The 20,315-nt window shown below is 42.8% G+C and carries 11 protein-coding genes; 5 read left to right on the top strand and 6 right to left on the bottom strand.

Annotated features, from left to right (window positions below; all coding sequences use genetic code 11):
• The first annotated feature begins 21 nt into the window (after positions 1-21).
• Positions 22-3,387: a PAS domain S-box protein gene (locus ACM5QX_RS18080; RefSeq protein WP_414754792.1), complete on the top strand. Its 3,366-nt coding sequence runs from the start codon at positions 22-24 to the stop codon at positions 3,385-3,387.
• Positions 3,388-3,432: 45 nt separating this feature from the next.
• On the opposite strand, the gene ACM5QX_RS18075 is transcribed toward ACM5QX_RS18080, so the two are convergent.
• The 3 genes from ACM5QX_RS18075 to nifJ form a co-directional block, all read right to left on the bottom strand.
• Positions 3,433-4,506 (bottom strand): ATP-dependent 6-phosphofructokinase, encoded by a 1,074-nt coding sequence (locus tag ACM5QX_RS18075; protein ID WP_414754791.1) that lies wholly within the window; start codon positions 4,504-4,506, stop codon positions 3,433-3,435.
• A 148-nt stretch (positions 4,507-4,654) separates the two neighbouring features.
• The gene (locus ACM5QX_RS18070) at positions 4,655-5,686 is read right to left on the bottom strand and encodes a dihydroorotate dehydrogenase-like protein (protein WP_414754790.1); all 1,032 of its coding nucleotides are present in this window, start codon (positions 5,684-5,686) and stop codon (positions 4,655-4,657) included.
• 144 nt (positions 5,687-5,830) lie between these two features.
• The gene (gene nifJ / locus ACM5QX_RS18065) at positions 5,831-9,403 is read right to left on the bottom strand and encodes a pyruvate:ferredoxin (flavodoxin) oxidoreductase (protein ID WP_414754789.1); all 3,573 of its coding nucleotides are present in this window, start codon (positions 9,401-9,403) and stop codon (positions 5,831-5,833) included.
• 573 nt (positions 9,404-9,976) lie between these two features.
• On the opposite strand from nifJ, the gene ACM5QX_RS18060 reads away from it, so the two are divergent.
• Complete coding sequence (locus tag ACM5QX_RS18060; RefSeq protein ID WP_414754788.1) at positions 9,977-10,360, top strand: hypothetical protein; 384 nt, start codon at positions 9,977-9,979, stop codon at positions 10,358-10,360.
• Positions 10,361-10,417: 57 nt separating this feature from the next.
• Here the strand turns inward: ACM5QX_RS18060 and ACM5QX_RS18055 are convergent, their stop codons facing one another.
• Positions 10,418-11,599: a chromate transporter gene (locus ACM5QX_RS18055; protein WP_414754787.1), complete on the bottom strand. Its 1,182-nt coding sequence runs from the start codon at positions 11,597-11,599 to the stop codon at positions 10,418-10,420.
• A 136-nt stretch (positions 11,600-11,735) separates the two neighbouring features.
• Between ACM5QX_RS18055 and ACM5QX_RS18050 the strand changes: the two genes are divergently transcribed.
• Positions 11,736-12,161 (top strand): fused DSP-PTPase phosphatase/NAD kinase-like protein, encoded by a 426-nt coding sequence (locus ACM5QX_RS18050; RefSeq protein ID WP_414754786.1) that lies wholly within the window; start codon positions 11,736-11,738, stop codon positions 12,159-12,161.
• Positions 12,162-12,323: 162 nt separating this feature from the next.
• Here ACM5QX_RS18050 and ACM5QX_RS18045 read toward each other — a convergent pair whose 3' ends face one another.
• A complete protein-coding gene (locus tag ACM5QX_RS18045; protein WP_011319791.1) occupies positions 12,324-12,557 on the bottom strand; it encodes a Nif11-like leader peptide family natural product precursor in 234 nt (77 codons plus the stop codon).
• 614 nt (positions 12,558-13,171) lie between these two features.
• Between ACM5QX_RS18045 and ACM5QX_RS18040 the strand changes: the two genes are divergently transcribed.
• The gene (locus ACM5QX_RS18040; protein ID WP_414754785.1) at positions 13,172-15,367 is read left to right on the top strand and encodes a transglycosylase SLT domain-containing protein; all 2,196 of its coding nucleotides are present in this window, start codon (positions 13,172-13,174) and stop codon (positions 15,365-15,367) included.
• Positions 15,368-15,511: 144 nt separating this feature from the next.
• Here ACM5QX_RS18040 and metH read toward each other — a convergent pair whose 3' ends face one another.
• On the bottom strand, positions 15,512-19,048 hold the full coding sequence (gene metH / locus ACM5QX_RS18035; protein WP_414754784.1) for a methionine synthase: 3,537 nt from the start codon (positions 19,046-19,048) through the stop codon (positions 15,512-15,514).
• Positions 19,049-19,485: 437 nt separating this feature from the next.
• Between metH and ACM5QX_RS18030 the strand changes: the two genes are divergently transcribed.
• Positions 19,486-19,830, top strand: coding sequence for a hypothetical protein (locus tag ACM5QX_RS18030; protein ID WP_414754782.1), 345 nt, complete (start codon positions 19,486-19,488; stop codon positions 19,828-19,830).
• Positions 19,831-20,315: the final 485 nt, after the last annotated feature.

The following is a 20,315-nucleotide window of genomic DNA, read 5'->3' as shown; positions in this document are numbered from 1 at the left end:
CGTTTTGCGGTCAATAAGATAATGAAGATTGACGAATTAACTATGCCATTCAACGAGCTACCGAGTGATTTACATAATTTATATCATTTGATCGATCGTCATCCTTTGACGATCGCTCCTGATAGTTATGTTATTGATGCTATTAGACTGATGAATCAACAAGGTAATAGTCCACCATTCATCAGCTTAAACTCATCGGGGACTTATAGCAATAAGAATTTAAAACAAACTAGCTATGTTTTAGTAGTTGAGGCAGGAAATATCTTAGGAATCTTTACGGAGCGGGATTTAGTCAGGTTGGCTGCATCAAAATTTGATTTATCAGATTTAAAAATATCTGAGGTGATGACACAACCAGTGATCACGATGAAAATGTCAAACTCCCTAGATATTTTTACAGCTTTGTCCTTATTAAATCAGCATCAGATTCGCCATTTGCCAGTTTTGAACAGTAGAGAGCAATTAATAGGGGTTGTGAGTGCAACTAGCTTATTGCAAGGATTGCATCAATTAGAAAGCTTTTACTGTCTGCAATCCTTACAACAAGCACAACAGATAGAATTTTTACGCTACCCTTCTCGTAACCCTTTCAACGAAGTGGAACATCACGACGAATTTCTGGGATTGAGGAAGGTTTGCCAACGAGGTATTGTTGAGGTTCAACGGGCAGAACAAGCATTACAGCAAAGTGAGGAACTGTATCGCCAGTTAGTTGAGCTGCAAAATGAGGTAATTTTGCGTGTTGATAATTTAGGGAGATTGACATTTGTTAATTCAGTAGCTTGCAAAATTTTTGGCAAGCCAATGGATGAGTTAATTGGTCAGCTAATATTTGAGTGGATGTTCCCTGAAGATGAAATCCCTCAAGCACAAGAATATTTCCAAGCCCTCAAATCACCACCTTATCAAATCAGTATTAGTGAGCAGCCTATATTAACACCTAGTGGTATACGTTGGTTTCAGTGGAATATTATCGGCATTGAAAATACCATTGGGGAGGTTGTTGAGTTTCAAGGAGTAGGCAGAGATATTACCGAACGCAGACAGGCAGAAGAATCACTACGACAGAGTGAGGCAAGATTAAATTTAGCCTTGGAAGCTGCCAACATGGGTATCTGGGATTGGTATCTTTTGACCAATGAAACCATCTGGTCTGCCAATATGGGATTACTGTATGGTCTGCCAAGTACAACTTTATGTCCTAGTCCTGAAGACTTCCTGCAATTAGTCCATCCTGAAGACCGAGAGAAGTTCTCTCAGTCTGTCAAGAACAGCATTGAGCAAGGAATACCATTTACTATTGAATATCGGACTGTCTGGAATGATGGCAGCATTCATTGGCTCAATAGTAAGGGTCAAGTCTACTATGACAAAGCTGGTAAACCAATCAGGATGATTGGCACTACTAGAGATATTAGCGAACGCAAACAAGCAGAGGCATCCCTACGGGAAAGTGAGGAACTTTATCGCTCAGTGGTGACAGCTATGAGTGAGGGTATTATCTTACTGGCTAACGGCAAGATTCTAGCCTGTAATGCAAGTGCCGAGAGAATTTTAGGGTTAAGCCGAGAGCAAATATTAGAACGTACCTGTGTTGATGAGCGTTGGCTGACGATTCATGAAGATGGCTCTCCGTTTCCTCATGAACAGCATCCAGCAATGGAGACGCTACGTACAGGTAAACCCTGCTCTAATGTGGTCATGGGAGTTCACAAGCCGGACGGACAAATAAGCTGGATTTCGATTAATTCTCAGCCCTTGTGTCGGGAAAATGAAACGGTTCCTTATGCGGTAGTTACATCCTTTGCCGATATTAGTGAACAGCAAGCTGCACTACGCTCACGCCAACAAGCAGAGCAGAAGATTCGTGAGCAAGCAGCTTTACTAGAAATAGCCACCGATGCCATTTTTGTTCGAGACTTACAAAGCAATATCTTATTTTGGAATCAAGGTGCAGAACGCTTGTATGGTTGGTCACAAGAGGAAGCTATCGGCCGTAATACCCAAGAATTACTCTATTCTGAAACTTCATTTCACCTGCATGAAGCAGCTCTCAATGTTGTTATGGAGTTGGGATTGTGGCAGGGTGAGTTACAAAAACTGACTCAATCTGGCAAAGAAATTATTGTGGAAAGCCGTTGGACACTGATGCGTGATGCAGCTGGGCAACCCAAATCAATTTTAGTTGTTGATACCGATATCACCCACAAAAAACAACTAGAAGAACAGTTTTTCCGCGCTCAAAGATTAGAGAGTCTGGGTACCCTTGCAGGTGGTATTGCTCACGACTTGAATAATATCTTGACCCCCATTTTGGCAGCGTCCCAACTCCTGAAAGTCAAATTTCCCGACGAGCAAGGACGAACACCTATGGTAGGCAGTACATCTTTTCAACACCTGTTAGAGATTGTGGAAAGCAACGCCAGACGGGGAGCAGGTTTAGTCAAGCAGGTGTTATCTTTTGCACGCGGTTTTAAAGGAGAACGGACAATAGTCCAACTCAAACACTTAATTACCGATATTATTCTGATTGGTAAACAGACGTTTCCCAAGTCAATCGAATTTATCAGTAGCTTTCCCGAAGCACTGTGGTCAGTCTGTGGGGATGTCACTCAATTACACCAAGTATTGATGAATCTTGTCGTCAATGCTCGTGATGCCATGCCCAATGGTGGGAAGATCAATGTTACAGCAGAAAACATTTTTATTGATGAAACCTATGCCAGTATGATTTTAGAAGCGCAAGTTGGCAACTACATTCAGCTGACAGTCACTGACACTGGTATAGGAATGCCTCCAGAAATCTTAAATAGAATTTTTGAGCCATTTTTTACGACAAAAGAAGTGGGAGCAGGTACGGGTTTGGGACTGTCAACCGTGCTGGGAATTATTAAAAGTCATGGAGGTTTTGTCAAGGTCTCCAGCAAAGTTGGTCAAGGTAGCCAATTTAAGCTGTTCTTACCAGCAATTCCAGCAACGCCAGATTTAACGATAGAAGAGATAGAAACACCATCGGGTAACGGTGAATTAATTTTAGTTGTGGATGATGAAGCACCAATTTGCGAAATTGCCAAGGTGATTCTCGAAAAGTTTAACTATAAAATTCTTACCGCCTGTAATGGTATTGAGGCGATCGCACTTTATGCCCAACACAAACATCGTATTAGCGCTGTTCTCATGGATATGATGATGCCAGAAATGGACGGGATCACAGCCATTCGCACCTTAAAAAAAATGAACTCAAAGGTACAAGTTATTGCTAGTAGTGGGATCAATTCTACAGAAACAGTGGCACAAGCAGCCATGATAGGTGTGCAGCAAGTTTTACCCAAACCTTTTACAGCCAAGGAATTATTAAATAGCTTACATCACGTACTTAGATGTTGAGATTAGGGGGAGTAGGGGGAAGAATTATTTGTGAATTTTGGGTTGTTAAGTTTTTTCTCCTACATAAATACCCAAACAACGAGCGCTCTGTACCAAATAACCTTGGGGATTTACGTGTAAAGGACTTTGAGCTACAACGTCTTGAATGGGTACTGGGATAGCTTCGCCATTTTGCCAGGCTACCATCTGCCCAAATTTACCTTGAGCTACTAAATCAACGGCTGTTTTCCCAAAAATTGTGGCTGTTAAACGGTCTAAGGCTGATGGGATACCGCCACGCTGAATGTGTCCCAATACAGAAACTCTGGTATCGATGAGATTTTTGCTGCATCGAGCAATTTGCTCCGCAATATATTGACCGCGACCGCATTTAGGAGACGCACAAGAAGAGGGATTATTTTCTTGCACGTCTTCCAGACACGGTTTCGCACCTTCAGCAACAACGACGATCGCAAATTTGCGTTGCCAGCGATCGCGCAATTCAGCTATGTATTGACATAAACCACTAATTGTGTGTGAAATTTCGGGGATTAAAATCACATCTGCACCCCCGGCAATACCCGCGTGTAGGGCTAGATGTCCGGCACTGCGTCCCATAACTTCGACAATCATCACGCGATCGTGACTTGCAGCCGTAAAGGTCAAACGATTGAGGGCATCGACAATTGTATTGACAGCCGTATCAAAACCCACAGCGCGTTCTGTCAACGCCACATCACTATCTATAGTTTTGGGAATCGCCACTAAATTCCAATTACCTCGGCTAGCTAGTTCATGGAGAATGCCCAGACTACCATCACCACCAATGACAATCAAAGCATCCAAAGCCAAAGCTTCATAACTGGCAAGCATTTCATCTATATGGGCTAAGGTGTCACCCTTATTAATAGTGCCTAAAATCGTGCCACCCATATTTAGCAGAGGGTCAATACCGCGCAAATCCCAGCCGTGCATATTCAGAGCGATCGCTTGACGCTCTAGTAAACCCTGAGTGGCATAAGGTATACCAAATACTTCCCAATCATAAGTAAGTGTTGCATGGCTGACAACTGCACGAATCACGCAGTTAAGCCCTGGACAGTCACCACCACTGGTGAGGATACCAATTTTTTTACGCATATGAGTTTTGGCGTTAACCTCTTGTAAAGAAGCCGTAGGCTATGAGTAAATTTTGTAGCTTGCTTCTCTTGCGAGACGCTACCACGTTGGCTTTAGCCTCTCGAAGAGTACCCGTAAGGTATTTTGAATTTTGAATTTTGAATTTGTATTACCCGTGATAATGAGAAGGCTCGTAAACCCGCCCCCAGTCTGGTTGATAAGTTTGCAGCGCCCGCATATATTGAGCGCGTTCAAAGGCGCTGGGGTTAGGACAGTGTTTTTGACTCATGCTTCCCTGGAGTTGTTCTACTGATTCGTATTCATGTTTTTCCATCCATTGACGTATTTCCTGTTCGATATACTTGATATGCTCAATGCCGTGTCGTAATAAGACGGAACACAACATAGTAATATTTGCCCCTGCCATGAGCATTTTTAAGACATCATGACCATTGTGAATCCCACTGGTAGCAGCGAGGTGAGCATTGATGCGACCGTAAAGAATGGCAATCCAACGCAGAGGTAAACGCATTGCTTGAGGGGTGCTTAACAGTACGTGCGGTTCTACTTCTAGGGTTTCTAAATTAATATCTGGTTGGTAAAAACGGTTAAATAGCACCAAAGCATCAGCCCCAGCATCATCTAAACGCTTGGCCATGTTTGCCATATTGGTAAAATATGGACTCAGTTTAATTGCTACGGGAATCTGTACAGATGCTTTGACAACCTTGAGCATATTGATATAACTCTGCTCTATTTGTTCGCTAGTTAATGCAGGATCGGTATGGACAGAGTAAGTATTTAACTCCAAGGCTGTTGCACCAGCTTGCTCAATCATTCTGGCGTATTCTGTCCAGCCATCTAGGGAAGAACCATTCAAACTGGCAATGATGGGAATTTTTACCTTTTCCGTGGTTTTTTGAATCAGGTTTAAGTATTCTTCTGGCCCAAGGCGAAAATCTTGGTGTTCAGGGAAATATGTTAAGGACTCAGGGAAACTTTCAGTTCCGTAAGTCAAATGATGATGTAGTTCGTAACTTTCTAAACTCAACTGTTCTTCAAACAACGAAGGCAGAACCACTGCGGCTGCGCCTGCGTCTTCCATCCAGAGAATGTTGTCTATTTCTCCAGACATGGGAGACGCTGACGGGACGAGTGGCGATCGCAATCGTAATCCCAGATAATTAGTAGTTAAATCCATGATTATTTTCCTGAAAAACTTTTAAATATAGTCAACAGTCAACAGGTTTGGTAGGGTGCGTCATTATGAATAATTTCTGAGTATATTTAGGTTCTATGGCACTGACGCATCCTACATTTTGGATATTTTTTATCTGGAAGTCCCTTATCCCTGTGTAACCTCTCTCGCAGCCAGATATTGATACATCTGCCACCGTAGGTTTACATCCGTTTGCGCTTCTTTGAGTAACTCTTTCGCCACTTCAGGATTAATTTTGGTTAGCATCTTGAAGCGGTTTTCCAGATACATAGATTCTTCCAGGGGTAGCTTTGGTGTGCGCGAGTCAAGTTGTAGGGGATTTTTACCTTGCTTAACTAAATCTGGATGATACCGATACAACAACCATCGCCCAGAATCGACGGCAGCTTTTTGATTTTGCATTGCCGTACTCAAGTTAATACCGTGAGCAATACAATGGCTGTAAGCAATAATTAACGAAGTCCCAGGATAAGCTTCTGCTTCTAAAAATGCTTTTAGGGTATGTTCATCCTTTGCACCCATCGCCACACTGGCAACATAAACATTACCGTAAGTCATTGCCATCAAGCCCAAGTCTTTTTTTGCCGCAGGTTTACCGCCAGAGGCAAACTTAGCTACAGCCCCCTTGGGTGTGGCTTTCGACATTTGTCCGCCGGTATTGGAATAGACTTCTGTGTCGAGGACGAGAATATTTACGTTGCGTCCACTAGCTAAAACGTGATCTAAGCCCCCATAGCCGATATCATAAGCCCAGCCGTCACCGCCAATAATCCAGACGCTCTTTTTCACTAAGTAATCAGCAAGACTCAGAAGGAGTTGGGCTTTGCTTATTAATTCTGGGTTGACAATGGCTTGTAACTTTTGCTTGAGTATAGAGATGCGATCGCGTTGTTCCCAAATCTCAGCTTCATTGTTTTGCTGATTATTTAAGATATCATCGACCAATTCCCTTCCTACCACTGTTGCTAGTTCTTGCAGTAATTGGCTGGCAATTTCTGTTTGTTTATCTAGAGATACGCGGAAACCCAAACCAAATTCGGCGTTATCTTCAAATAAACTATTAGACCAGGCCGGGCCTCGTCCTTGGGCGTTCTGTGTCCAAGGTGTGGTGGGTAAATTACCGCCGTAAATGGAAGAACAACCGGTGGCGTTAGCAACAATCATGCGATCGCCAAACAACTGTGTTGCTAATTTAATATAGGGTGTCTCTCCACAACCCGCACAAGCCCCAGAAAATTCAAATAACGGTTCCTGCATCTGTTGTTGATTAATATGGGTCAGCTTCAACTCCCGCCTATCGGGGTTGGGAATACTCAAAAAGAAATCCCAGTTTTCCCGTTCTGCTTGGCGTAACGGTAACTGCGGCTCCATATTAATCGCTTTCTTACGTGGTTGTGCCTTATTCTTTGCCGGACAAACATCTACGCAAATACCACAACCTGTACAATCTTCTGCTGCTACCTGGATGGTGAATTTTAACCCATGCCAATCATGATCTTTTGCATTGGCACTCTTAAAGGTTGACGGTGCATTCTCTAGTTGTTCCGGTTCATAAACCTTACTGCGAATCACACTATTAGGACACACCATCACACACTTACCACACTGAATGCAAACATCTGTATCCCAAACCGGGATTTCTTGGGCGATATTACGTTTTTCCCATTTTGCTGTTCCCGTGGGATATGTGCCATCGTTAGGTAATGCACTCACAGGTAACTCATCCCCTTCACGGGCAATGATTTTACCCAGGAAATAGGGGATTGGGGAAGGTGGGGCCCCCTCTGGGGATAAGGGGTAATGGTGATTGGTGATTGGGGATGAGGCAGAATATTCTCTAGTAGCTAACTCATGTAAATTATCCAAGGTAGTATCAACGGCTTTGATATTCATTTGGACAATTTGGTCGCCTTTTTTGCCGTAAGTTTTGCGGATATATTTTTTAATTTCGGCGATCGCTTCTTCCCTTGGTAGTACATTAGATAATGCAAAGAAACAAACCTGCATCACCGTATTAATTCTTCCAGCCATCCCTGCTTCACGGGCAACTTTATAAGCGTTAATTACATAAACCTTGAGTTGCTTTTGTTGAATTTGTGCCTGAATTTTACCGGGTAGGCGTTCCCAAACTTCATCTTGATCATAGGGAGAATTTAATAAAAAAGTACCCCCCTGGACAATATCTTTCAAAATGGGGAATTTTTCTAAAAAGTCCCATTGATGACAAGCGACAAAGCTAGCTTTGTTAATCAGATATGTAGAACGGATAATTTGAGAACCAAAACGCAGGTGAGAAACCGTCACCGAACCCGATTTTTTCGAGTCGTAAACAAAGTAACCTTGAGCGTAATTGTTTGTCTCTTCACCAATAATCTTGATGGAATTTTTATTCGCTCCTACTGTTCCATCAGCACCCAAACCGTAGAAAATAGCTCTAACTATATTGTCTGTCTCAATGTTAAAGTCGGGGTCATAATCTAAACTAGTATGGCTGACATCATCATTAATCCCAATCGTGAAATGATTTTTGGGTATACTAGCTGCCAAATTATCAAACACAGCCTTAACCATCCCCGGCGTAAATTCCTTGGAAGACAACCCATAACGACCACCAATAACCGTAGGAAGAGATCCTACACCCCATTTTTCATACAAAGCCGTCACTACATCCAAATACAACGGCTCACCCGATGCGCCTGGTTCTTTGGTACGGTCTAAAACAGCAATACTCTGAGTAGTTGGTGGTAAAGCGGCGATAAATCTCTGGCTATCAAATGGCTGATATAACCGCACTTTGATCACCCCAACTTTTTCCCCAAGGGCGTTGAGATAATCGACAGTTTCATGGACAGTTTCACAACCAGAACCCATGAGGATAATGACTCGTTTTGCTGTTGGGTCGCCATGATATTCAAATAGTTGATATTGTCGCCCAGTCATTTGGGCAAACTCATCCATAACTTTTTGGGTAATCTCTGGACAAGCTAGGTAATAAGGATTAACGGTTTCTCTAGCTTGGAAATAAACATCAGGGTTTTGGGCTGTACCGCGTAAAACTGGTTTATCTGGTGTTAAAGCCCTTGACCGATGGGCAATCACTAATTCATTAGGTATAAATCCTTTGAAATCTTCTGTTGTTAATAGTTCGATTTTATTAATTTCGTGGGAGGTACGAAAACCATCAAAGAAATGTAAAAAAGGTATGCGTGATTCTAAAGTTATTCTGGTAGAAATGAGCGCAAAATCATGGGCTTCTTGAACAGAAGCCGCGCACAGCATAGCAAAGCCAGTACCACGGGTAGCCATAACATCGCTGTGGTCGCCGAAAATTGATAGGGCTTGGGCAGCGAGCGATCGCGCCGCAATATGAAATACTGTAGGTGTCAGTTCCCCCGCAATCTTATACATATTAGGGATCATCAGCAATAATCCCTGGGATGCGGTAAATGTCGTTGTTAATGACCCCGTTTGCAACGCCCCATGTACTGCACCCGCTACTCCTCCTTCACTCTGCATTTGTACTACCGTCGGTACAGTACCCCAAATATTTGGTTTACCTTCACTCGCCCAAGCATCTGACCATTCTGCCATCGGTGAAGAAGGTGTAATCGGATAAATAGCAATAACTTCATTGATTTGATAGACGACTTGGGCAACAGCCTCATTGCCATCTATGGTTGCAAAGGTTCTGTTTTTCATCTTCCTGGCCTATGAGAGTTGCTGCACTCAATCATCAAACTATTAGTTGGACTGAGATTTAGCCCGTAGCTTCTATCTTGAAATTAAGCCCAAAAGTTGAGGAACTTGTGAAGAAATGCCAGAGATATTCCCATAGCTTTGTCCACCACACACTATAAAGCAGTGCTAATCCGCAATTAAATATACTAAGTAAAAATTCTCGCCCTCTAATTCTAAAATCAGATAGGCTCCTCACAACTTCCTCAAATTTTTTTGATAAATTGTCGGTGTAAACAAGCCAATGTTTGTGTAACAACTAATCAGGGAAGTTGGGCATTCCGCCATCATACAACTATAATCTGGCATTTTTAAATCAAACTTTATCTGCAACTAAAATATTTTTAATTCCGCCAAAACTTTATACAATTACCAAATTTGTGAAATATTAGGAAGTCGCTAAAAACTTGAATTAATAATTTTTTATTCAGAGTTATTCTTTATCAATATTTGTCACATGAGTAATCTTAAACATCAAGAAAAAGGTTATGTATTGCAAAATTTACAGATAACTCACGAATCGAGGAGGTGATGATAATGGATACTGTTAGAAAGATTAATAACGAGTTAGCGATCGCCGGACAAATTACACCTGATCAGTTCCAAAAAATCACTGAAGATGGTTACAAATCAGTGCTGAATTTGCGATCACCTGATGAAAGAGGATTGCTCGATAATGAACAAGAGAAGCTTGAGTTTTTAGGAATACGCTATATTAATTTCCCCATGAAATTTGAAGAGATTAATAATCGAACTACACTACAAATCTTACAAACAATTAGTGAACTGCCAAAACCTCTCTTAATTCACTGTGATAATTCTATTCGTTCCTCAGTTTTAGCACTTTTATATGTCGCTACCAAACAAGGTATCACATTTGAAAAAGCTCTAGAATTAAGCAGTAATTTAGGTTTGATATAGCAGTTATTTATCGGAAAAGCGAATTGCTTTTATTTTGAATTGATTCATGCGTAAGTCCTAAAATATATGTGAGGCAAATCCGATCGCTCCTCCTGCTAGCACTAACCAGACAGAATTGATTTTAAATCGGAATACAGCGATCGCACTCATAATTGCCAAAATAATGGTTAACCAATCCACTAGTGCGGTTTGTCCCAAGGTGTAAGTTACACCTACCATTAATCCCAGGGAGGCTGCATTCACGCCATCGAGAAACCCACTAGCCCAGGAAGATTGACGCAATTTAGTCACCCAAGGGTTAATTACCCACACCAGTAGGAAAGCTGGTAAGAATATACCGATAGTACCAGCGATCGCTCCCGCATTCCCTGCCAACAAGTATCCAATAAATGTGGCGGTAGTAAACACAGGCCCCGGTGTAAACTGTCCAATGGCTACCGCATCTAAAAGCTGCTGTGATGTCAGCCATTGGTGGCGTTCAACTAAATCCCGTTGCAGAAACGCCAGCAACACATAACCACTACCATAGAGAATACAGCCAATTTTAAGAAAGAAGAGAAACACACTCAGCCAAGTAACTGAGGTGACTGCTGCTGTTGTTGTCCCAACTTGAGCGACAATACCTGAGAATGGCAGTAAAAATGCTCCGGTGATACGCCCCCTATTGTGCCAATTCTTCAGCACCATAACGGCGACACCTAGCAAAATTAGCAGCAAAATTTCATTCAATCCGACAAAGTAGGCGGCTACAGCTATCACTCCAGCAATTCTCGTAGGTAAGTCTTTGGCTGCCTTTTTACCCAGATTCCACACAGCTTGCAGCACGATCGCTATAATTACGGGTTTAATCCCATATAATAGCCATCCCACTTGTGGCACAGTTTGATAACGGTCATAAATGGCGGCTAATGTCCAGACTATAAGCATAGCCGGGAGAATAAAGCAACTACCGGCCACCAATAAACCACGCCATCCGCCTTGTTCGTAGCCTATGTGTATAGCTAATTCGGTCGAGTTGGGGCCAGGAATCAAATTTGTGATTCCCAACAAATCCAGCAGTTTCTCTCGACTCATCCATTGACGGCGATTCACTACCTCGTTATCCATCATGGCAATGTGAGCAGCCGGGCCACCAAAGGCGATCGCCCCTAGTCGCAAAAATACCACCGCTAATTCTCTTAATCGCTGCTGCTGTTGTTTAGGAGTCAGCTCATCATAGGAAACCGCTTCCTGTGTCACTATAATTTTCCTGATTTATGACGTTGACAGGATTAGTATATCGAATTTCGATAACGAGAACCTATATAATACAAGTCACTCTGTGTTACTATACGGCTTATAACTACGGTAAGTCAATCGAGTTTAAGGAGTATACATGACCGAGATCAAGAAGGTAAGTGATGAATTTTCGGCGGGTGGACAGCCAACCACGGAAACATTAAAACAACTTGCGGATGAGGGATATAAATCTGTGGTGAATTTGCGATCGCTTGATGAGGCGGGAGCCTTAGCAGATGAAGAACAACAAGCGCAAGCCGCAGGTCTTGAGTATGTGAATGTACCAATTAAGTCAACAGAAGCCAACCATAACTCAACAGCAAAAGTTCTCTCCGAGCTAGAGAAATTGCCGACTCCTGTATATTTTCATTGTGGTGCAGGTGGAAGAGCTAACGCCTTAGCACTGATTGCTTTAGCAACTCAACAAAAACTGAACCGCGAACAGGTTTTAGCAAAAGCCAAAGAACTCGTTATCAACCCAGATCAATCACAATTAAAACAATTTTTAGAAAATCTTTCTTAAATTATGGTGTCGAGTTCCGAGGTGTAGGTTGGGTTAAGCACACCACAAAAATATTTGGTTTTGGGTTTATTTAACGAAGAAAATACCTGAACTTTAGTGGCTATCCCACCTACAATTTTTGCATGATTTTAGCTTTGTCAGTTCATAGATTCAGCTAAACATTTATCTAGGATGAATATGCCGTCTAGGCCCCCATCCTGGATTGACAATAGTTGCTAACTCTTCTTCACTCAACTTACTAATTTCGTTCTCCAATTCTTCAACAGTGAAGTCATAACCACCTTCTTTAGCAATCTGAATAAACTCCTCTGGGTTATTTGTTGCTTTCAGCCTTTCTCTGAAGGCTTGGTTTTCCTTAACAGCTTTTAATAGTTTGGCAGCATTTTGCTGTGTCATCTCATTTATCTCCTATCTCAAATATCAGATTTTAAGTTAGAGCCAATGTTATTAAAGGCTCAATCTATAATTTAGATAGTTGCATTATTTTTAATTATTCGTCTTGTACCGATAGAAATAAAAATGTTAACAATTCAAAATACCCTACAGGTTCTCCGCAGGAGTACAAAATTAAAGACAGTTGGAGTTGGGGATGTTTTACCCCAAATCAACTGATACTATGTGTAGATGCAGGGGTCTTAAACCCTTGGATTTACGATAAATAATGTTATGGCTGGATGATACTTTGAATATAAGTCCGATACCATATCTAATACAGGTCTTAGGTATAATTTTGTGGAAAATATTCATGGATGCAATACTTAAACAATAAGTATTTATACATTGTGTTAATGTATTTAAAGATTATTCCTTTGTTTTTAAAGCTTCATTATTCATGAGGATAGATGCAACATAATTAAACTGGTAATAGAGGCACAATATTATCAAAAATAGTATCTCCATTTTGGATGATTTTTCCTAGAATAAGAAATTTCCAATGAAAAGGTGATTACACTCTCGGCAACTAATGCTAGAGTTTCAGGAAATTCATCGGCACTGTTCAGCGAGTATCCATGCTGAAAAAACTACAAAAAAAGCAAATTTCTATAATCGCTGGTGCGGCACTGTTTGCCTTTTCAGCTGGGGCGATGGTGTCAGCACCGGAGATTGGTAAATCCTTGGGGCAATGGCTCAACGTGACTCAAGGTCAGCCCAAAGATTTATCCGAGGGAAGTAGGGCGAAATCAGATGTATTTCCACTGATATCACAATCGCCGGTAGAACGAGCAGCCAAACTAGCAGAACTCTCGCAAAACTCCCGATCGCCGGATCGCGAAAGAGCGCGTTATTTGTTGGCGAGTGATTATATAGACACAAAACAAGGCCAAAAAGCCTTGGAACTACTCACGGGTTTAGAGAAAAGCTATCCTGTCCTCGCACCCTACATCTTACTGAAACAAGCACAAGCACAGGATTTATTAGGGGAAGATGGGAAAGCTTCTGACTTGAGGCAACAAGTATTAAAACAGTATCCCAAGGAAGCGGCGGCGGTGAAAGCCATATATCTGATTGCTCAACCAAAGCTACAGGATACAGCGATCGCCCAATTTCCTTCCCATCCCCTCACCTGGGAGATTATCAGGAAGCGCCTATCAGAAAATCCCAATCAGCCGCAGTTGCAGCTCATCTTGGCTCAACACGCTTATACCCAACCAGGGATAGTAGGGGTGTTAGACGAGCTAGGAAAACAGACAAATCTCCAACCCCAAGATTGGGAAGTGATTGGTACAGCCTACTGGGAAAATAATCAATTCCTCAAAGCGGCAAACGCTTACGCCAAAGCGCCAAAAACAGCCCGTAATCTCTACCGGACTGCGCGGGGATGGCAAGTAGGCGGGAAAAATCGAGAACAAGCAATCTCTACCTATAAGCAACTAGTACAGCAATTTCCTGATGCGCGAGAAACAGGACTAGGCTTGGTACGGTTGGCAGAAATGACTAAAACCAACAAAGATGCTTTACCCTATCTCAACCAAGTAATTGCTAAATTCCCGGAACAAGCAAGTCAGGCGTTGGTCAAAAAAGCCGAAATCCTCACAGCCCTTAAGGATGAAAAAGCAGCCCAACAAACTTGGCAACAACTCATTACCAAATATGCCAAATCCGATGAAGCCGCCGAATATCGGTGGAAAAATGCTCTAGAGAAAGCCAAAGCCAGAGATTACACCAGCGCTTGGAAGTGGGCGCAACCAATTGTCATCAACAACCCTAACAGTATTTTGGCTCCCAGGGCTGGTTTTTGGCTAGGTAAATGGGCAGCAGCCGTAGGGAAACAACAAGAAGCTCAAACTGCCTATGAGTATGTGATTAGCCAGTTTCCTTATTCTTATTATGCCTGGCGATCGGCAAACCTTTTGGGGTTGAATGTCGGCAACTTTGATAACGTCCGTCAACTCACCCCAGAAGTAATTCCCTATCAGCGCCCCATACCTCCCACCGGTTCCCCAGCCTTCCAAGAATTGTATTTACTTGGTCAAGATCGTGATGCGTGGTTGCAATGGGAGACAGAATATCTCAATAAACAGGAACCCACAGTAGCAGAACAATTCACCGAAGGCTTGATGCGGTTAGCCAGGGGTGAATATCTGTCAGGAATTAACCTGATTTCTAAACTAGAAGATAGGGAAACACCAGAAGAACAAGCCGAATATCAAGCCTTAAGTAAACAAATTACCTACTGGCAAGCCCGTTACCCGTTCCCCTACTTGAAAGAAATTGAAAAATGGTCATCTGAGCGAGAAATTAATCCCTTGCTAGTTACTGCCTTAATGCGTCAAGAATCCCGGTTTGAAGCAAAAATCAAATCCGTTGTCGGCGCGACTGGCTTAATGCAGGTAATGCCCGATACAGCTAAGTGGATAGCATCAAAAATTCCCTTAGATATCAAGACCATTAATTTAGAGAATCCCAATGACAACGTGATGCTAGGGACATGGTATTTAGATCATACCCATGAGCAGTATGGTAATAATTCCATGTTAGCGATCGCTAGTTACAATGCTGGCCCAGGTAGCGTCGCCCGATGGTTGAAAACTTTACCTAACCAAGACCCAGATGAGTTTGTTGAAGCCATCCCCTTTAATGAAACTAGGGATTATGTCCGCCAGGTATTTGGTAACTATTGGAATTATCTCCGACTATATAATCCTGAGATTGCCAGCATCGTAGCTAAATATTCCGCCGAACAACCGAAATTGCCTGGAAATTAGGGAAGAGGGGACGAGGAATTTTATGGTTGTTGATTGTTGACGGTTAACTGTCAACCGTCAACAATCAACAAATTACACCAATTTGAAAAAAGAATGCGACAAATAAACCATTTGTAGAGACGCGATTCATCGCGTCTTCTTCACCTACGCCGTAAAGTACTTGGCTACTGGGTGATAGGTAATAATCGCCGTTGTAGACTGTTCTGGATAAAGTTGCTCACTTTCATCCATGTATAAATTAATTCTGCTAGTCTCCAACAAATCCAGCTGCTTAAACTGGTCTTGAATATTCGGACAAGCCGGGTAGCCAAAACTGTATCGGGAACCCTGATAGCGTTGTGCCAAAATATCCCGGATATTGTCCGGTTCTTCAGCACCGAACCCTAACTCACGGCGGATTCTGGCGTGTGTCCACTCAGCCAAGGCTTCTGCTACTTGCACCGCTAAACCGTGAAAATAAAGATAATCAGTGTACTGATTATTCGCAAACAGTTTTTGCGCGAACTCTGTAGCAATATCTCCTACAGTCACCGCCTGCATGGGGAAGACATCGATGATTCCCGAATCTTTCGGTGCAAAGAAATCGGCAATGCACAATCTTCTTGATGACTTTTGTCGGGGAAATTCAAACTGAGTGATTTCTTTGGCATTTGGGCTGTTACTGTCGTAAACATACAAAGTATTACCCTCAGATTGACAAGGAAAATACCCATAAATTACCTGGGGATGTAACAGGTTTTCTGCAATGATGCGCTGTTTCCAAGTTTCTAAAATTGGATAAACTTGCTCATGCAGGAAGGCTTGATATTCTTCCTTTGATTGTTCTTTGGGTTTGCGGAATTGCCATTGTCCTGCAACCAAGGCTTGCAAATCCATGTGCCAGAATACCTCCTCTAAGGAAATATCACTAGGCTGTAATAATTGGGTTCCCCAGAATGGTGGTGTGGGACGGGGGATGTCTACGGCTACGGCTTCGGAACGTCGGGTGTCTATGGGGACTGGGGACTGGGGGCTAGGGACTGGGGACTGGGGGCTAGGGACTGGGGATTTGTGATTAGTAGGTTCTGTTTCCTCGGTTTCTACTTCATCCAAGAATCCTAAGAAATTGTCCCATTTACCAGTGGCTTTGGCTGGCATTAATTTATCCATGAAATGTAGGTCTGAGAAAGCATCTTTGCCGTAGATGACTTTACCTTTGTAGGTGTTTTGGCAATCTTTATGCACAAATTTCGGGGTTAATGCCGCACCACCTAAAATTACGGGAACATTAATGCCTTTTTCGTTAAAGACCTCCAAATTTTCTTTCATGAATGCGGTGGATTTTACTAGCAAGCCACTCATAGCAATACAATCAGCTTTGTGTTGGTTGTAAGCTTCGATGATATTTTCCACCGGCTGTTTAATTCCCAGGTTAATTACCTTGTAGCCGTTGTTGGACAAGATAATGTCCACTAGGTTTTTACCAATGTCGTGAACATCACCTTTCACGGTGGCAATAATTACTTTACCTTTGGCATTATTGCCACTTTCCGATTTTTCCATGAACGGTTCTAGGTAGGCTACCGCCGCTTTCATGGTTTCGGCTGACTGTAAAACGAAAGGTAGCTGCATTTGTCCTGAACCGAACAATTCCCCGACTACTTTCATCCCATCTAATAGGAAAGTGTTGATAATTTCTAGGGGGGGATATTGTTCTAAGGCTTTTGTCAGTTGGGCTTCTAAACCAATGCGTTCTCCGTCGATAATGTGACGTTTGAGACGTTCTTCGATGGGTAAGCTTTCATCAACGCCTTTGTTCCGTTTGGTGGTGACTCCCTCAAATAATTTGGTGAGTTCTGTTAAGGGGTCGTAGATGCAGACATCGCCGTCAAATTTGCGCTCATCATAAATTAACTGGCGGCATACCTCCTGATGACGGTCTTCAATCTTCGACAGTGGTAGAATCTTGCTAGCACTAACGATCGCTGCATCCATGCCAGCTGCCATTGCTTCATGGAGAAACACGGAGTTTAAAACTATCCGCGCAGCTGGACTCAAGCCAAAGGATATATTGGACACCCCTAAAATAACGTGACACCCTGGTAATTGCTGACGGATACGGCTAATTGATTCAATGGTCGCCTTGCCATTTTCCCGGTCTTCTTCAATCCCGGTCGAAATTGGTAGCGCTAAGGTATCAAAGAATATTTCTGTGGGGGGAATGCCATATTCTACCGCTTGACGATAGGCACGCTGGGCAATTTGAAACTTTTTCTCTGCCGTCCGCGCCATCCCTTCTTCGTCAATTGTGCCAATGACAACACCCGCGCCGTATTTCTTCGCCAACTCCAGCACTTTTAAAAAACGTGGTTCCCCATCTTCGTAGTTGGTGGAGTTTAGCAAACACTTACCACCAGCCACCTTTAAACCCGCCTCCATTTTTTCCCATTCGGTGGAGTCGAGCATTAAGGGGAGTGTGACATTATTCACAATGCGGGAAACTAGTTCGTGCATATCTCGCACACCGTCCCGTCCCACATAATCCACGTTGACATCAAGGATGTGTGCGCCTTCCTTGACTTGTGACCTAGCCATTGATACCAATCCGTCCCAATCTTCCGCATTCAGCAAATCGCGGCATTTCTTGGAACCACTGGCGTTGAGGCGTTCACCCACAATCAAGAAAGAATTATCTTGTTCGTAGGGTTGAGTACTATATATTGATGCAGCCGCAGGTTCTAAACTCGGTTGTCTCACCTTTGGCTTTAAATCCTTGGCAATTTCCGCCAATTGTTGAATGTGTTCTGGTCGTGTCCCACAGCAACCCCCGATCACTTGGACACCCAAATCTTCAACAAAGTGCATCAACGCCATGCGTAATTCCATTGGTGTTAAGCGGTAGTGCGCTTGACCACCAACGTTTTCCGGTAAACCCGCGTTAGGAATACAAGAAACCACAAATGGCGAATGTTCTGCCAAATATTTAATATGTGGTTTCATCAAGTCTGGGCCTGTGGCACAGTTCAGACCGAGAATATCAATTGGGAAAGGTTCTAAAATTGTCAGGACGGCGTTGATTTCGGAACCGACCAACATTGTCCCCATGCTTTCCATTGTCACAGACACCATTAAGGGTATGCGTTCCCCTCTCTTGGCGAAAACTTCTTCAATTCCATTCAGCGCCGCTTTGATTTGCAGCACATCTTGGCAAGTTTCCACCAAAAGTAAATCCACGCCACCATCTAACAGCGCTTGTGCTTGTTCAGCAAAAGCAGTTTTGAGGGTGTCAAAGTCAATATGTCCTAAGGTGGGAAGTTTAGTTGTGGGGCCGATGGAACCGGCGACAAACCGGGGTTTATCCGGGGTGGAGAATTCAGCAGCAACACTTTTCGCTAATTCAGCAGCTTTCTTGTTGAGGTAATACGTTTGGTCTGCTAAATCATATTCTGCCAAAACAATCGATGTCGCGCCGAAAGTATCAGTTTCGATAACATCTGCACCCACGGCGAGAAAGTCGCGGTGAACCTTGGCGACAGCTTCAGGTTTGGTGTGGACTAGGTATTCGTTACAACCTTCATACTGCACACCCCCGAAATCCTCAGCCGTGAGGTTTTGGGTTTGTAGATTAGTTCCCATTGCACCGTCGAAGACGATAACCGGAAATTCCGGACTGTGCAGGCGTTTCAGGAAAGGATGAGTCATATTTTCCTAGAGGAAATGAGGAAATCAAGTGAGCCTTGCGATACTCAACTTACATATATTATTTTCCATAATTGCGAGAGTTTCGTATGCTGAGTATTGGCATTGATGCAGCTTTTGTCTGCTACCGACCGGAAATCATTGCCTACAGTTGAGCATCAAACAAAGTTTCTATGAGTAAAAGGGGAACAGGGAAATTCAGCCGCTAGATCATTAAACCAGGTCAAAAACCACTGACATGACAACTCCCGACTGATACGCACGACGTAGTAAATGAGAACAAGAAAGACTTAACCCCAGATGGACGCAGATAAATTGGCACGCCAGCAGACTAGAAAACACTATAAACGTGATTTTGGTGTTGCAAAATTAAAGTAGTTGTAGCCAAAGATAGACAACACTCATAGGATTTTTTACTCTTTGTGTAAGGATTACAGTTCATGAAAGTTCTTAAAAGGTCAATTAAACCAGAAACCTACATATCATTTCTCTACATTTACCAAACTACTTGGGGTACTGCTGGTGATATCTGTTTAATCCGTGAATCTGTGGCTAACTCTGGTATGTCAAAATTTATCGGTCGGAAAGTCCAGCTAGCGCTACCCAAAGGATTAGAGCGCGATCGCGTGGCTAATTTTCCAGTCATCAAAGTTGCAGGTAACGTCGGCGAAGGACACCCCAAAGAACACCCCAATGAATGGGAACTTTATGAAGGGGTAGATCGTGAAATAGCGATCGCAGCTCTCAAGCCTTGGGGTTTCAAGTTAATTGAGTCTCAAGATTAAAGGGGCGATCGCTACAACGGAGTTACACTTGTTTCTCTTCCCGCTTCTAGGAACTAGTAAATGAGTGTTTAAACTCCGTCAGCAAGTCATAAGGGACTTCCAGATAAAAAAATATCCCAAATGTAGGGTGTGTCAGTGCGAGAAAACTTAGCTGTACCAAAAAATTATTCATACTGACGCACCCTACTAACCTCATCAACAAGTCATAAATACTCGCGGACAAGTCTTTGATACTCATGAGCAAGTCATAAATACTCGCGGACGAGTCTTTAATACTCATGAGCAAGTCATAAATACTCACGGATGAGTCTTTGATACTCGTGAGCAAGTCATAAATACTCACGGACGAGTTTTTGATATTCGTGAACGAGTCATAAATACTCACGGACGAGTTTTTGATACTCGTGAGCAAGTCATAAATACTCACGGACGAGTTTTTGATATTCGTGAACGAGTCATAAATACTCACGGACGAGTTTTTGATA

It is taken from the genome of Anabaena sp. CCY 9910 (genome assembly GCF_963920875.1).
Taxonomy (GTDB): Bacteria; Cyanobacteriota; Cyanobacteriia; order Cyanobacteriales; family Nostocaceae; genus Trichormus; species Trichormus variabilis.
The sequence above is the reverse complement of the archived record's forward strand: the minus strand, read 5'-3'. Positions and strand labels throughout refer to the sequence as shown.

Bases quoted from the DNA above. Each gene is read 5' to 3' on its own strand.
- ACM5QX_RS18080 (WP_414754792.1), top strand. From the start codon at position 22: ATGAAGATTGACGAATTAACTATGCCATTCAACGAGCTACCGAGTGAT.
- ACM5QX_RS18040 (WP_414754785.1), top strand. From the start codon at position 13,172: ATGCTGAAAAAACTACAAAAAAAGCAAATTTCTATAATCGCTGGTGCG.
- ACM5QX_RS18050 (WP_414754786.1), top strand. From the start codon at position 11,736: ATGACCGAGATCAAGAAGGTAAGTGATGAATTTTCGGCGGGTGGACAG.
- metH (WP_414754784.1), bottom strand. From the start codon at position 19,048: ATGACTCATCCTTTCCTGAAACGCCTGCACAGTCCGGAATTTCCGGTT.
- ACM5QX_RS18075 (WP_414754791.1), bottom strand. From the start codon at position 4,506: ATGCGTAAAAAAATTGGTATCCTCACCAGTGGTGGTGACTGTCCAGGG.
- ACM5QX_RS18060 (WP_414754788.1), top strand. From the start codon at position 9,977: ATGGATACTGTTAGAAAGATTAATAACGAGTTAGCGATCGCCGGACAA.
- ACM5QX_RS18070 (WP_414754790.1), bottom strand. From the start codon at position 5,686: ATGGATTTAACTACTAATTATCTGGGATTACGATTGCGATCGCCACTC.
- ACM5QX_RS18045 (WP_011319791.1), bottom strand. From the start codon at position 12,557: ATGACACAGCAAAATGCTGCCAAACTATTAAAAGCTGTTAAGGAAAAC.
- nifJ (WP_414754789.1), bottom strand. From the start codon at position 9,403: ATGAAAAACAGAACCTTTGCAACCATAGATGGCAATGAGGCTGTTGCC.
- ACM5QX_RS18030 (WP_414754782.1), top strand. From the start codon at position 19,486: ATGAAAGTTCTTAAAAGGTCAATTAAACCAGAAACCTACATATCATTT.